Origin of the sequence: Chromobacterium haemolyticum (assembly GCF_009936155.1) — a bacterium.
Classification (GTDB): domain Bacteria; phylum Pseudomonadota; class Gammaproteobacteria; order Burkholderiales; family Chromobacteriaceae; genus Chromobacterium; species Chromobacterium haemolyticum.
On record NZ_AP019312.1, the window covers coordinates 632,067 to 646,867 of the forward strand.

A 14,801-nucleotide genomic window follows, 5' to 3' on the forward strand; every position below is an offset into this window, starting at 1 on the left:
CCCGTTTCGCATTGGCGGGGCGCTTTACTGGTCGATGCCGCCTAGCAGTACGTATTTGATTTCCAGATAGTCCTCGATGCCGTACTTGGAGCCTTCACGCCCCAGGCCGGATTGCTTGACGCCGCCGAAGGGCGCGGCCTCGTTGGACAGAATGCCGGTGTTGACCGCCACCATGCCGTATTCCAGACCTTCTGACACGCGGAAAATGCGGCCGATATCGCGGGCGTAGAAGTAGCTGGCCAGGCCGAACTCGGTGTCGTTGGCCATCCGGATCGCCTCTTCTTCGGAATGGAAGCGGAACAGCGGCGCCAGCGGTCCGAAGGTTTCCTCCTTGGCCACCTTCATTCGCGGCGTAACGTCGGTGATTACCGTCGGTTCGAAGAAGCTGTGACCCAGCGCGTGGCGCTTGCCGCCTGCCACCAGTCTGCCGCCCTTGGCCAGCGCGTCGGCGATGTGTTCTTCCACTTTGGCCACTGCGTTCATGTCTATCATCGGGCCTTGGGTGACGCCAGGCTCCAGACCGTTGCCCACTTTGAGCTTGGCCACCGCGGCGGCGAACTTCTCTGCGAAGGCGTCGTAGACGCCATCCTGCACCAGCAGACGGTTGGCGCAGACGCAGGTCTGGCCGGCGTTGCGGTATTTAGAGATGATGGCGCCTTCCACCGCGGCGTCGAGGTCGGCGTCGTCGAATACGATGAAAGGCGCGTTGCCGCCTAATTCCATCGACACTTTTTTGACGGTGTCCGCGCATTGAGCGATCAGCTTGCGGCCCACTTCGGTGGAGCCGGTGAAGGAGAATTTCTTTACCAAGTCGCTGCCGGTCAGCACCGCGCCGATTTCGCTGGAGCCGCCGGTGAGCACCGAGAACACGCCGGCGGGAATGCCCGCGCGTTCGGCAAGCACGGCCAGGGCCAGGGCCGAGAGCGGGGTCTGACTGGCCGGGCGCACCACCATTGGGCAGCCGGCGGCCAGCGCCGGGGCCGCTTTGCGCGTGATCATCGCATTGGGGAAGTTCCACGGCGTGATCGCTGCGGTGACGCCGATCGCTTCCTTGTTGACCAGGATGCGCTTGTCGGCGCCGGGAGAGGGGATGGTGTCGCCGTACAGGCGCTTGGCTTCTTCAGCGTACCACTCGATATAGGACGCGCCGTAGGCGATTTCGCCCTTGGCTTCCGAGAGCGGCTTGCCCTGTTCGCTGGTGAGGATGACCGCCAGGTCGTCCTGATTCGCCATCACCAGATCGAACCAACGGCGCAGCAGGGCGGCGCGTTCTTTCGCCGGCTTGCGTTTCCAGAGAAGGAAGGCTTCAGCCGCGCCGGCCACGGCGCGCTCGGCCTCGGCCTTGCCCATTTTGGGCACGCTGGCGATAGTTTCGCCGGTGGCGGGGTTAGTGACGGGAATGGTTTCGCCGTTGTCGGCGTCTAGCCAGGCGCCGTTCACATAGCACTGCTGCTTCAGCAGCGCGGGGTCTTTCAAATTCAACATGGGTTCTCCAACGCAGAGATGTCGGACTAGGCCCGCGCCGGCGGCGCGGGCCCGGCGCGGCCTTTAAGCTTTGAGCGCGGCTTCCAGCTTGGCCAGGGCTTCTTCGAACACCGCGTCTTCTATGGTCAGCGGGAACAGGAAGCGCACCACATTGGCGTAGACGCCGCAGGTCAGCAGGATCAGGCCGGATTCCAAGGCCTTGGTCTGCACTTTCTTGGCGAAGTCCGAGTCGGGTTGCGGGCTGCCGGGCTGATTGAACTCCACCGCCAGCATCGCGCCCAGCCCGCGGACCTCGGCGATCTGCGGCACCGCGCTCTTCAGGCCGTGCAGTTTTTCCTTCAGCAGCTCGCCCAGGCGGTTGGCGCGGTCCAGCAGCTTTTCTTCGGCGATGACGTCGATCACCGCCAGCGCCGCGGCCACCGCCAGCGGGTTGCCGGCATAGGTGCCGCCCAGGCCGCCGGGGGCGGGAGCGTCCATCAGCTCGGCCCGGCCGGTCAGCGCGGACAGCGGGAAACCGCCGGCCAGCGATTTGGCCATGGTGATCAGGTCGGCCTGCACCGGATAGTGCTCCATCGCGAACAGCTTGCCGGTGCGGGCGAAACCGGACTGCACTTCGTCGGCGATCAGCAGGATGCCGTGCTCGTCGCAAATCTTGCGCAGCCGGACCACCCACTCGCTGGGCGCGACGTAGAAACCGCCTTCGCCTTGCACCGGCTCAAAGATGATGGCGGCGACGCGTTTGGGGTCGACGTCGTACTTGAACAGCTTTTCCAGCCCGTTCAGGGAGTCTTCCACGGACACGCCGTGCAGCGCGTTGGGATAGGGAGCGTGATAGACGTCGCTGGGGAAGGGGCCGAAGCCCACTTTGTACGGGACCACCTTGCCGGTCAGCGCCATGCCCAGCAGGGTGCGGCCATGGAAGGCCCCGCCGAAGGCGATCACCCCGGCGCGGCCGGTGGCGGCGCGCGCCACTTTCACCGCGTTTTCCACTGCTTCGGCGCCGGTGGTGAACAGCGCGGTTTTCTTCGCGTGCTGGCCCGGCGTCAGTTGGTTCAGCCGCTCGGCAAGACGGATATAGGATTCGTAAGGGACAACTTGATAGCAGGTGTGACTGAACCGGGACAGCTGTTCGGCGACCGCGGCCTGTACTTTGTCATGCAGATGGCCGGTATTCAATACGCCAATGCCGCCGGCGAAATCGATATAGCGTTTACCGTCGGTATCCCAGACTTCGGCATTCTTGGCGCGCTCGGCAAAGAAGCCGCACATCACGCCCACGCCGCGCGGGGTGGCGTCGGCCTTGCGTTGCATCAAATCCTTATTGCTCATCTGCTATCTCCTCGACGTTGTGCGGCCGGCGCCGCGTATGGCGGGCCGCCGCGAATCGGTGTCGGAGCGATGCCGGTCTATCGTGGCGCCGGCTGGCCGCTCCGTGGCTTGGCTTTCATTATTCTTGTCTGACCGTCTCAGCACCTGTTTACGATCTGTTGCGCGTTGGCGGAATAGTTTAGACAAGGGCGTTAAAAACGGTTTCGAAATGCGTACATTCCGCTCTCTTAGCCGCAATGCCTTGTCTCGCCCACGCTCGCGATATCGTAAGCACGTTCTCAGGCATTCTATGTTTGTGTTTAGCAAAAAGCTACACGCGCACTAAAAAATTAAACACCTGTTGCGCGGATGCCAGCGGAGGAGCGTGGAAGGGGCGGGGAGACGGCGGCCATGCCTGTTGGCATGGCTGCGGAGAACCTAAGCCAAGGCGCGCCGACGCAGGCAGTACTTGAGTACGGCAAGTCGGCGCGCAGCATCAGGGGTTTGTTAGCCACTCTTAGCGGGGGTTAACGGCGGATGACGGCGTTGAGCTTGCTCAGTACCTCGCTATCCAATTGGCCGGCGGCCTGGGACAGCGACAGCCGCGCGATCAGATACTCATACTTGGCGGTGGCCAGGCTGGTGAGCGTCGAGTAGTAAGCCTGTTCGGCTTGCAGCAGGTCGATATTGGTGCGGATGCCCACTTCCTTGCCCAGGCGGGTGGACTCCACCTTGCTCTTGGCGGAGATCAGCAATTGCTCCTGAGCGCGCACCAGAGCCGCGCCGTTTGTAACGCCCAGGAAGGTGCGGCGCACGTCTTCGCGCACTTGGCGGCGGACGGCTTCCAGCTTGTCTTTGGCGGACTCCTGCTGCGCCGCCGCCTCGCGCACTTGCGAGTTGATGCCGCCGCCGGCGAACAAGGGCAGGGTGATGCCGACGCCTATGCTGCTGCCGCGGGTGTGGGGCTGCTGCATCGGGGCGCGGGTCTGGGTATCGCTGTAGCCGGCGGTCAGGCTGATCACCGGCAGGTGGCCGCCTTTTTTCTCGGTGACGTTCTTGCCGGCGATTTCCAGCGTTTGCTCGGCGGCCTTGATGCTCAGGCTGTTGCGCAGGGCGATCCCGATCCAGGCTTCCAGGGTAGCCGGCGTCGGCAGTTCCAGCGGCAGCTTGTCCAACACCGGTTGAATGGTTTTGGGGTCCAGCCCGGTGATGCGGCGCAGATTGTTCTCCGCCAATTCCAGGCTGTTGATCGCCTTGATTTCCTGTGCCACCGCGCCGTCGTAGCCGGCTTGGGCTTCGTGGGTGTCGGTGATGGTGGCGGTGCCCACTTCGAAGGCGGTCTTGGCTTGTTCCAATTGTTGCTGGAACGTTTTCTTGCTGGCGCTGGTGGCGGACAGGGTGTCCTTGGCCAGCAGCACGTTGAAATAAGCTTGGGAGGTATCCAGGATCAGCTGTTGTTCAGCTGCGCCGTAGCTGGTTTCCGCTTGCTGAGTGGCCAGCTTGCCTTTTTGGTAGCCGGTGTATTTGCTGACATCGAACAGCGGCTGTTGCAAGTTGACGCCGTAGGTGGTGGAGTCGTAACCGCCTTGGCCCGCGGGTGCGATTGGATTGGTGTAATTGTAATTGGCGGTGGCGCCCACCTGGGGCATCAGCAGGGCGCGGCCTTGCGTCGCTTTTTCCCGGCCGGCGTCGAGGTCGGAGCGCGCGGCGGCGAAGTCGGCGTTGTAGTCGCGGGCGGCGCGCCAGGCTTCAACCAGGTCGAAGGCGTGGGCCGGCAGGGCGAAACCCAGCAGCAACAGGCTGCCCAGCAGGGGCAATCGGAATCGGGTCTTGTTCATTTGTGTTTATATGCTCGGTTTGTTTTGTCTTGTCGCGCGGCAAGGGGCCGTCAGGCCTGGGGCCGCCGTACCTTGAACCATTGCGCGTACAGCGCCGGCAGGAACAGCAGGGTCAGTACCGTGGCCACCAGCAGCCCGCCCATGATGGCCACGGCCATCGGTCCCCAGAACGTGCTGCGGCTCAGTGGGATCATCGCCAGGATGGCCGCCAATGCCGTCAGCATGATAGGCCTAAAACGTCTAATTGTGGAGCCGACAATAGCGTGCCAGGGATCGATGCCGTCGCGAATGTCGTGTTCGATCTGGTCAACTAGAATAACCGAGTTGCGCATGATCATGCCGGACAGCGCGATGACCCCCAGCATGGCGACGAAGCCGAACGGCGCGCTGAAAGCGATCAGGGTCAGCGTCACGCCTATCATGCCCAGCGGCGCGGTCAGCAGCACCATGATGCTGCGCTGCACGCTGTGCAGCTGCAACATCAGCAGGGTTACCACCACCACCAGCATCAACGGCGCCACCGCCGCAATGGCTTTTTGCGATTTGGCGCTGGATTCCATGCTGCCGCCGGTTTCGATGTGATAGCCCAGCGGCAGCGTCTGCTCCAGCGCTTGCATCTTGGGCAGCAACTGCCGGGAGATGTCCGCGCCCTGGGCGCCTTCCGCCGGATCCGCGCTCACCGTGATGGCGGGCAGGCGGTTGCGCCGCCAGATGATGCTTTCTTCCGGCTGATATTCGATATGTCCGATCTGCGATACCGGCACAAAGCGGCCGCTGCCGGTTTGTATCATCAAGTTGCCGAGGCCGGCGACATTCTTGCGTTCGTCCGGATTGAGCCGCGCGACGATGGCGATGGCCTGGTCGCCTTCGCGGAAGTTGGTCACGGTGGCACCGGAAATCAGCATCTGCAATTGCTGCGACAATTGCTGAGAGGACAGGCCGAGCGCGCGCGCCTTGTCCTGATCAATGCGGATGCGCAGGGCCTTCACCTGCTCGCCCCAGTTGATGTTGACCTGGCGGGTGGACGGATGCGCACGCATCAGCGCCTCCACCTGGGCGGCGATGGCGCGCACCTTGGCGTGGTCCTCGCCCATCACCCGGAATTGTACCGCGTAGCCCACCGGCGGACCGTTCTCCAGCCGGGTCACCCGGCCGCGGACATTGGGGAAGTCGTTGTCGAATAGCTTTTCCAGCCGTTTCTTCACGTCTTCGCGCACATGTTCGTCCAGGGTCATCACCATCAGCTGCGCGTAGTTCAAGTGTTGCAGCTGCTGATCCAGCGGCAGATAGAAACGCGGGCTGCCGCTGCCCACGTAGCTGGTGACGCTGACGATGTCCGGGTCGCGTTTGAGCAGGGCCTCCAGTTTTTCTACTTCGCGTTCGGTGGCCTGATGGCTGGCGCCGCGCGGCAGCCACATGTCCACCATTAGTTCGGGTCTGTTGGACGAGGGGAAGAACTGTTGGGCCACCAGCAGCTTGAAGGCGAGCAGGGACAGCACGAAGGCGGCCAGAGTCAGCGCGATCACGGTCTTGCGACGTTCCAGGCACCATTCCACCACTTGTCGGAAGCGGCGGTAGAACGGTTTGTCGTAAACATCGTGCGCCTCGTGGTGCTGGAGGTTTTCCGGCAACAGCTTGTAGCCCAGGTAGGGGGTGAACACCACCGCGACGATCCAGGACAGCACCAGCGCGATGCCGACCACGGCGAACAGGCTGAACACGTATTCGCCGGCGTTGGACTTGGCGATGCCCACGGGCAGGAAAGTGGCGGCGGTGATCAGGGTGCCGGTCAGCATGGGGAAGGCGGTGCTGGTGTAGGCGAAGGTGGCGGCCTGAAACTTGCTCCAGCCTTGTTCCAGCTTCAGTGCCATCATTTCCACCGCGATGATGGCATCGTCCACCAGCAGCCCCAGAGCGATGATCAAGGAACCCAGCGAGATACGCTGCAGGTCGATATTGAAGAAATACATGGCCAGAAAAGTCATCGCCAGCACCAGCGGTATGGACAGCGCCACCACGATGCCGGTGCGCAGGCCCAGGCTGAAGAAGCTGACGGCCAGCACGATGACCACGGCCTCCACCAGCGAACGCATGAATTCGCCAACCGCGTTCTTGACCACCTTGGGCTGGTCGGAAACCGAATGGATTTCCAGGCCCACCGGCATTTTGGACTGGATCTGCAGCATGGCGGCATTCAGGTTTTTGCCTAGGCGCAGCACGTCGCCGCCGCCCTTCATGGTGATGGCCATGCCCAGTACCGGCTTGCCGTTGAAGCGCATGGTGCTTAGAGGCGGATCAATGTAGCCGCGTTTGACCGAGGCGATGTCGCCCAAGCGAAAGGTTTTGCCGTTGACGGTGACCGGAGTGGCGGCGATGGCCTCCACGCTGGCGTAGTTGCCGGTGGGGCGGACCCAGATGCGGTCGCTGGCGGTTTCGAACACGCCGGACGGCGTCATCGCGTTTTGTTGTTGCAAGGCTTTCCAGATTGCGCCGGTATCCAGCCCCAGCGAAGCCAGCTTGGCGGTGGACAGGTCCACGTAGACGCGTTGCTCCTGCACGCCCAGCAGGCTGACCTTGGCCACGTCCGGCACGCGCAGGATCTCGCGCTTGGCGTCCTCCAGGTATTGGCGCACTTCCTCGTAGCTGAAGCCGTCGCCGGCGAAGGCGTAGATGTTGCCGAAGGTATCGCCGAACTCGTCGTTGAAGAACGGTCCCTGGACTTCCGCGGGCAGGGTGGCGCGGATATCGCCTATCTTCTTGCGCACCTGGTACCACAGTTGCTGCACGTTCTTGGGCGGCACGTCTTCGCGCACCGAAATCAGCAGCAGGCTCTCGCCCGGTTTGGTATAGCTTTGGACGTAGTCAATCTCGCCCATCTCCTGCAGCTTTTCCTCCAGCTTGTTGGTGACCTGCTGTTCCATCTCCAATGTGCCGGCGCCGGGCCAGTAAGCTTGCACCAGCATGGCCTTGAAGGTGAATTCCGGGTCTTCCTTCTGGCCCAGCTGGGTGTAGGCCCAGACTCCGGCCAGCATCAGCATCACCATCAGGTAGCGCACCAAGGACTGGTGACGCAGCGCCCATTCCGAGAGATTCAGTTTTTTCATGACCGTCTCAGTGCTCCAACAGTTTCACGGCCTGGCCGTCGCGCAGCAGGTGGATGCCGGCGGTGACGATTTTGTCGCCAGGCCGCACGCCCTGGGACAGGGTGGCGGAGTCGGCGTCCACGCGGCTGACCGTCACCGCGCGGCGAGCGACCTTGCCGTTGGGGGCGATCAGCCAGACATAGTGCTTGCCCTGTTCGTCCAGCAAGGCGGTCAGCGGCAGGCGCATCTGCGCGTCCGCGGCGTTAGGCAAGGCGACGCTGGCGGTCATTCCCAATTGCAGGCGGCTGGAGTCGCCGCTGATGGCGACGCGCGCGGCGTAAGTGCGGGTAGCGGGATCGGCGTCGGCCGCCAGCTCGCGCAGCGTGCCCGACATCGGCGCGCCGCCGTTCCATAGAGTCACCAGGAATTGGCCGGCGCGGCGTACCTTGTCCAGTGCGTTCTCCGGCACTTGGACCGCGACCTCGCGCGCGCCGTCCTGCGACAGTCTAGCCATGGCCTGGCCGGCGGCCACCACCAGGCCGGGCTCGGCGACCATCTGGCTCAGCACGCCGTCGGCGTCCGCCACCAGGCTGGTGTAGCCGGTTTGATTGCGGCTAGCGGCGAGCTGCGCCTTGGCTTGATCCACCTTGGCTCGGGCGGCGTTGACCGCGTTCTGTTGCCCGTCCACCTGCGCCTGGCTGACGAACTGCTTGGCTAGCAGTTCGCGGTAGCGTTTCAGGTTCAGCTCTTGTTGGCCCAGGTCGGATTGCGCGGCGGCCAACTGAGCTTGTTTGGCCGACAGGTCCAGCGCGTAGTCGCTGGGGTCCAGCCGAGCCAGCACCTGACCTTTTTTTACCCGGTCGCCGCTATTGGCCAGCTTGGCCACCACTTTGCCGGCCACGCGGAAGGCCAGATTGGTCTCGTGACGGGCGCGGATTTCGCCGGAGTAGCTATCGCCTTGTTGCTGGGCGGTGGCGCCCGCCACCACGTAACGGACGGGGCGAGGCGCTTCCGGAGGCGCCTCCGGTTTGCCGCAGGCGGCGAGGGTCAGACTGACGATGCCTAGCCAGAGGCAGTGAGCGGCAGTTTTCATGTCAATTCTCGTAGGTTGGATTCTTCAGGCCTTGCAGCACCAACTGCAAGGCTTCGCTCAGGTGCGCGCGGGAGTATTGATGCGAGTAGCCGCAGACATCGGGCACCACCTTGGCGAAGGAGTGGGCCCAGGTCATCGCCATCACCAGGGGGGCCAGCAGAGCGTCGCTGCTGCTGGCGATGGGCAGGACGCGGAATTCGCCGCTGTCCATGCCGCGGCGCAGGATGTGCTCGATCATGCTCAAACAGGGGGAAATCACTTCCGTGGTGTAGAAGCGCGCCAGTTCCGGGAAATTGGTGGCTTCGGCTATGGCCAGCTTGCACAGGCCGGCGGCCGGCGTGGCGCCCACTTCATCCCACCACTTGAGCAGGAGGATTTGTAGCAGCTCGCCCACCGGTCCCGTGTGTTGCTGTTCTAGTTCGACGAAGGCGCTGAGCCGGCTGGATAGATGGTGGCGCACCATGGCTTTGAAGATCTCTTCCTTATTTTGGAAGTACAGATAAGGCGTGCCCTTGGTCACGCCGGCGGCGCGGGCGATGTCTTCCATCTTGGTGGCGCTGAAGCCTCTTTCTACGAACAGGGTCAGCGCGGCGTCCAGGATTTCGCTGGGGCGGGCGTCTTTTTTGCGCTGCCAGCGTGAGGCGGGGACTTGTGCCATTGGGATATAGATGAATATCGGTTCATTAATGAGTTGGAATGTATTGCAGAATGCCGTTGTTCTGCAATTAATAAATTACAGTTCATTAACCGGCTTGATTAAAATGCAACAGATCAGACCATCAGGTCAGAACCGTCATATCGCCGGCCCGGCAACGGCCCGGCGCAACCATGGAGAACGCCGTGCCGACCGATGCAGCAGAAAAAGCCCTGATTCTTGCCGAAGCCCTGCCCTATATCCGCCGTTTCGCCGGCAAGACCCTTGTCATCAAGTACGGCGGCAACGCCATGACCGACGCGGCTTTGAAAGAGGGTTTCGCCAAGGACGTGGTTTTGCTCAAGCTGGTGGGCATCAACCCGGTAGTGGTGCATGGCGGCGGCCCGCAGATCAACGAACTGTTGAACCGCGTAGGCAAGCAAGGCGAGTTCATTCAGGGCATGCGCGTGACCGACTCGGACACCATGGATTTGGTGGAAATGGTGCTGGGCGGCCTGGTGAACAAGGAAATCGTCTCGCTGATCAACAAGCACGGCGGCAAGGCCGTTGGCCTGACCGGCAAGGACGGCCACTTCATCCGCGCCAGCAAGATGTATCTGAAATCCGAAACCGACGACGAGATCGACATCGGCCAGGTGGGTGAAATCTCCGGCATCGATCCGTCGCTGGTGTCTTTGCTGGACAGCCAGGATTTCATCCCGGTGGTGGCGCCCATAGGCGTCGGCGAAGACGGCGAAGCCTACAATATCAACGCCGACCTGGTAGCCGGCAAGCTGGCGGAGACTCTGAGCGCGGAAAAGCTGGTGTTGATGACCAATACCCCGGGCGTGCTGGACAAGAACGGCAAGCTGTTGACCGGCTTGTCCGCGCAGCAAGTGGACGGCTTGTTCGCCGACGGCACCATACATGGCGGCATGCTGCCCAAGATCAGCTCGGCGCTGGACGCGGCGCGCAACGGCGTCAACGCGGTGCACATCATCGATGGCCGCGTGCCGCACGCGCTGTTGCTGGAGATCCTGACCGACGCGGGCGTCGGCACCATGATCCGGGCCTGACGAGCCGCGAGGTCTCGACCTGGGGATGGCCGGCAGGCTTGCGTGCTTACCGAGGCGCCGCAGCCTGCGCTATAGTGGATTGGTAGGCGCTCGTCCGCGTCGTCTGGCGGTGGGAGAGGGCCACGGGAACGGCCGGATTGCCGGTTTGAAAGGGGACATGCATGCAAACGGTAAGACAGTTGTTGGACAGCAAGCCAAACCGCGCCTTGGTCTATGTGAACCCGGAGAGCACGGTGTTCCAGGCTTTGCAGGTGATGGCGGAAAACGACATTGGAGCGGTGCTGGTGATGGAGGAGGGCGGCATCGTCGGCATCTTCTCCGAGCGCGATTACGCGCGGCGCATCGTATTACAGGGACGCACTTCCGCCGGCACCAAGGTGCGCGACATCATGACCAGCCGCGTGGTCTACGTGACGCCCAGCCAGACGCTGGACGACTGTATGGGCCTGATGACGGAAAAGCGCATACGCCACCTGCCGGTGCTGGAAGGCAGCGATGTGATGGGCATGTTGTCCATTGGCGACTTGGTCCGCGCCACCATCGAGGAGCAGGAGCAGGTGATCAATCACCTGGTCCATTACATCCAGTCCGCTTGAACCCGGCGAACGGTCTCGCGCGCTTAGAACGTGTTTACGATCTCGCGAGCTAAGGCGGGACAAGGCGAAAACGGCTGAGAAAGCGGAGTGTACACACGGTACATGAGCATTTCGAAGCCGTACTCACCGTGCAACGCTCCACGACGCACAGCCAATCGTAAACAGGTTCTTAGCCCAGCGGTGCCAGCCGCTGACGCAAGGCCTTCAAGGCCGGCGCGATGCGTTCGCGCATCGCGCTTTCGTGCAAGGCGAAGGCCGGGCCGCTGGCGTTCAGCGCCATCGCCGGCTGGCCGGGCACGGCCAAGTGCACGCCCACCGCCATCACATCCGGTTCGTACTCTCCAAAGGACGCGGAATAGCCTTGGTGCAGATAGTCTTGGCGGGCCTCCTCCAAGCGCGTGCTGATTTCCCCCCATTCCGCGCCGTAGCGCGCGGCCAGCACCGGCTGCAGCTTGAGTTGCTCAGTCTCCGGCAAGCCGGCGTAATAAGCGCGGCCTATGGCGGTGGTGGCCAGCGGTACCCGAGAGCCCACGGTCAGCTGCACCGAGATGCGCGCCGGGCTGCGGCAGGTCTCCAGATAGACCATATCGCTGCCGTCGCGCAGCGCCAGGCTGATGGACATGCCCTGTTCCAGCGCGAACTCGCGCATCAGCGGTCCGGCGATCTGGCGGATGTCGTAGCTGGCCAGGACAGTGGAGCCCAAAGCCAGCACAGCCAGCCCTAGCCGGTAGTGGCCGCTGGCCTCGTCCTGGGCCAGATAGCCCAGCCGGGTTAAGGTGTAGCTCAAACGCGACACTGTTGATTTGGGCAGGCCGGTGCGTTTGGCCAGCTCCTGGTTGGATAGCGCCAGCTCGCCAGGGCGAAACGCCGCCAGTACTTCCAGCCCGCGCGCCAGCGCGGTGATGAACAACCGGTCCTTATCTGTTTCCAAATCCATTGCATCCATCTTGTTTGGTGAGCCTCCGCTTGGGTTGCGCGCTGCGGGCGGGCGTCGAGTTTCGCAAAAACGCTTTACATCCGTCCAGACGGCGATTAGTCTATTCTGCAATGTGAAACCAAATTCCGCAATGCGGAACAAGTTAACGCGGAGACAGAACTTATGGCAGCCCCTTCCAGTCGCGCGCCGTTCAGTTGGGACGATCCTTTGCTTTTGGCGGAATGCCTGAGCGAAGAAGAACGCATGGTGCAGCAGAGCGCCCATGACTACTGTCAGGACAAGCTGTTTCCGCGGGTGTTGAGCGCCAACCGCGAAGAACGCTTCGACCGCGAAATCATCAACGAGATGGGCGAGCTCGGCCTGCTGGGTTGCACTATCGAAGGTTATGGCTGCGCAGGCCTCAGCCACGTGGCCTACGGCCTGGTGGCGCGCGAGGTGGAGCGGGTGGATTCCGGCTATCGTTCGGCGATGAGCGTGCAATCCAGCCTGGTGATGCACCCGATCTGGGCTTACGGCTCGGACGCGCAGAAAGACAAATACCTGCCGCGATTGGCCAGCGGCGAATGGCTGGGCTGTTTTGGCCTGACCGAGCCAGACTCCGGCTCGGACCCGGCCAGCATGAAGACGCGGGCGCGCAAAGTGGATGGCGGCTATCTGCTCAACGGCAGCAAGATGTGGATCACCAACAGTCCGCAGGCCGATGTGTTTGTGGTTTGGGCCAAGGACGACGAGGACGAAATCCGCGGCTTCGTGTTGGAAAAAGGCATGGCGGGTCTATCCGCGCCCAAGATCCACGGCAAGTTTTCGCTGCGCGCCTCCATCACCGGCGAGATCGTGATGGACGATGTGCTGGTGCCGGAAGACGCCATCCTGCCGGGCGTCAAGGGCTTGAAAGGGCCGTTTGGCTGCCTGAACAAGGCGCGCTACGGCATCGCCTGGGGGGCGCTGGGCGCCGCCGAATTCTGCTGGCACGCGGCGCGTCAGTACACGCTGGACCGCAAGCAGTTTGGCCGCCCGCTGGCCGCCAACCAACTGATCCAGCTGAAGCTGGCCAATATGCAGACTGAAATCGCGCTGGGCCTGCACGCCGCGCTGCGCGTGGGACGTTTGATGGACGAGGGCAAGGCCGCGCCGGAAATGATCTCGCTGATCAAGCGCAACAACTGCGGGAAGGCGCTGGACATCGCCCGGCTGTCGCGCGACATGCACGGCGGCAACGGCATCGCCGACGAATTCCACGTAATCCGCCATGTGATGAATCTGGAGGCGGTCAACACTTACGAAGGCACGCACGATGTGCATGCCTTGATTCTGGGCCGAGCCCAGACCGGTATTCAGGCGTTCGCCTGATAAGCCGGCGCGGCCGGGAGGCCGGCCGCGCCGTTATTCCTGTCTGTCCTTGGAGGCCCGGCTTGCCGGGCCGCTTTTTTTCGATGGACCGATGTATCGGGAGACGCAGATGACGGGCGCGCTGGAAGGCATCAAGGTATTGGATTTGTCTAGGGTATTGGCCGGGCCGTGGACCGGCCAGTTGCTGGCCGATCTGGGCGCGGAAGTGATCAAGGTGGAGCGCCCGGGCTGCGGCGACGATACCCGGCAATGGGCGCCACCCAGCCTGCCGGACGGCACCGCCGCCTATTTTCTGTGCGCCAACCGCGGCAAGAAATCGCTGACCGTGGACATCGCCAAGCCGGAGGGGCAGGAGATCGTCCGCCGGCTGGCCGCCGACGCCGACGTGCTGATCGAAAACTACAAGGTGGGCGGGCTGGCCAAGTACGGGTTGGACTACGCCAGCCTGGCCGAACTCAACCCGCGGCTGGTGTACTGCTCGGTCACCGGCTTCGGTCAGGACGGACCGTACGCGCAGATGGCCGGCTACGACTACATCGTGCAGGGCATGTCCGGGTTGATGAGCATCACCGGTCCGGCCGACGGCGAACCCCACAAGGTGGGGGTGGCGGTCACCGATCTGTTCACCGGGCTCTACGCCGCCAACGCGATTCAGGCCGCCTTGTGGGCGCGGCAAGGCAGCGGCCGCGGTCAGCATATCGACATGGCTTTGTTCGACTGCGCGCTGGCGATGCTGGCCAACGTCAACATGAACTGGCTGGTGGGCGGCGCGGTGCCGCCGCGCCTGGGCAACGCCCATCCCAATATCGTGCCCTATCAGGTGTTCAAGTGCGCCGGCGACGGCCACTTCATCCTGGCCTGCGGCAACGACCGGCAGTTCCGCTCGGTGTGCGAACTGATTGGCCGCCCGGAATTGGCCGACGATCCCCGCTTCGCCAGCAATCCGCAGCGCGTCGCGCACCGGGACGTGTTGGTGCCCTTCTTGACCGCCGGCTTCTTGGCCCAGCCGCGCGATGCCTGGCTGGCGCAACTGGACCAGGCGGGCGTCCCCTGCGGGCCGATCAACACCGTGGACGAGGCCTTCGCCGACCCGCAAATCCGGCACCGGCGGATGCAGATTGAACTGCCGGGTTTGGACGGCGAGGAGGTGCCTCTGGTGGCCTGCCCGATCAAACTGTCGGACACGCCGCCTCAATATCGCGACGCGCCGCCCCGGCTGGGGCAGCACACCGACGCCTTGCTGGAGCAGGCCGGTTACGACGCCGAGGCTATCGCCCGTTTGCGCGGCGCGGGCGTGATCTGAAGCCTGGAGATGCTTTCGGCATTTTAGGCGTCTGGGTGTCGCGCGCGGATTCGTGCGAAAATGCGCCGTCGAGTTGCCGCCGGCGGTCTGCGCCAGGG

11 protein-coding genes are annotated in these 14,801 nt (G+C 63.2%); 4 read left to right on the plus strand and 7 right to left on the minus strand.

All coding sequences use genetic code 11. The annotated features are described in order from the left end of the window. Positions 1 to 24 precede the first annotated feature (24 nt). The 6 genes from gabD to GYH29_RS02935 form a co-directional block, all read right to left on the minus strand. A complete protein-coding gene (gene gabD / locus GYH29_RS02910; protein WP_161523155.1) occupies positions 25 to 1,485 on the minus strand; it encodes an NADP-dependent succinate-semialdehyde dehydrogenase in 1,461 nt (486 codons plus the stop codon). Positions 1,486 to 1,548: 63 nt separating this feature from the next. Further along, on the minus strand, positions 1,549 to 2,814 hold the full coding sequence (gene gabT / locus GYH29_RS02915) for a 4-aminobutyrate--2-oxoglutarate transaminase (RefSeq protein ID WP_161523156.1): 1,266 nt from the start codon (positions 2,812 to 2,814) through the stop codon (positions 1,549 to 1,551). Between the two features lie 506 nt (positions 2,815 to 3,320). Beyond that, a complete protein-coding gene (locus GYH29_RS02920; RefSeq protein ID WP_043594180.1) occupies positions 3,321 to 4,631 on the minus strand; it encodes a TolC family outer membrane protein in 1,311 nt (436 codons plus the stop codon). Positions 4,632 to 4,681: 50 nt separating this feature from the next. Next, on the minus strand, positions 4,682 to 7,735 hold the full coding sequence (locus GYH29_RS02925) for an efflux RND transporter permease subunit (RefSeq protein WP_161523157.1): 3,054 nt from the start codon (positions 7,733 to 7,735) through the stop codon (positions 4,682 to 4,684). Between the two features lie 7 nt (positions 7,736 to 7,742). Further along, on the minus strand, positions 7,743 to 8,807 hold the full coding sequence (locus tag GYH29_RS02930) for an efflux RND transporter periplasmic adaptor subunit (protein ID WP_043594174.1): 1,065 nt from the start codon (positions 8,805 to 8,807) through the stop codon (positions 7,743 to 7,745). 1 nt (position 8,808) lies between these two features. Further along, positions 8,809 to 9,465 (minus strand): TetR/AcrR family transcriptional regulator, encoded by a 657-nt coding sequence (locus tag GYH29_RS02935; RefSeq protein ID WP_043594172.1) that lies wholly within the window; start codon positions 9,463 to 9,465, stop codon positions 8,809 to 8,811. A 170-nt stretch (positions 9,466 to 9,635) separates the two neighbouring features. Here GYH29_RS02935 and argB point away from each other — a divergent pair, with 170 nt between their 5' ends. Both argB and GYH29_RS02945 read left to right on the plus strand, forming a co-directional pair. Continuing rightward, positions 9,636 to 10,517, plus strand: coding sequence for an acetylglutamate kinase (gene argB, locus GYH29_RS02940; RefSeq protein ID WP_118266542.1), 882 nt, complete (start codon positions 9,636 to 9,638; stop codon positions 10,515 to 10,517). 161 nt (positions 10,518 to 10,678) lie between these two features. Next, positions 10,679 to 11,113, plus strand: a complete 435-nt coding sequence (locus tag GYH29_RS02945; protein WP_019100867.1) for a CBS domain-containing protein — start codon at positions 10,679 to 10,681, stop codon at positions 11,111 to 11,113. A gap of 169 nt (positions 11,114 to 11,282) precedes the next feature. On the opposite strand, the gene GYH29_RS02950 is transcribed toward GYH29_RS02945, so the two are convergent. Further along, complete coding sequence (locus tag GYH29_RS02950; RefSeq protein ID WP_161523158.1) at positions 11,283 to 12,050, minus strand: IclR family transcriptional regulator; 768 nt, start codon at positions 12,048 to 12,050, stop codon at positions 11,283 to 11,285. 162 nt (positions 12,051 to 12,212) lie between these two features. Here GYH29_RS02950 and GYH29_RS02955 point away from each other — a divergent pair, with 162 nt between their 5' ends. Both GYH29_RS02955 and GYH29_RS02960 read left to right on the plus strand, forming a co-directional pair. Then, entirely contained in the window at positions 12,213 to 13,400 is a 1,188-nt protein-coding gene (locus GYH29_RS02955; RefSeq protein WP_043594164.1) for an acyl-CoA dehydrogenase, read from the plus strand. Positions 13,401 to 13,509: 109 nt separating this feature from the next. Next, positions 13,510 to 14,703, plus strand: coding sequence for a CaiB/BaiF CoA transferase family protein (locus GYH29_RS02960; protein WP_161523159.1), 1,194 nt, complete (start codon positions 13,510 to 13,512; stop codon positions 14,701 to 14,703). The last annotated feature ends 98 nt before the right edge of the window (positions 14,704 to 14,801 follow it).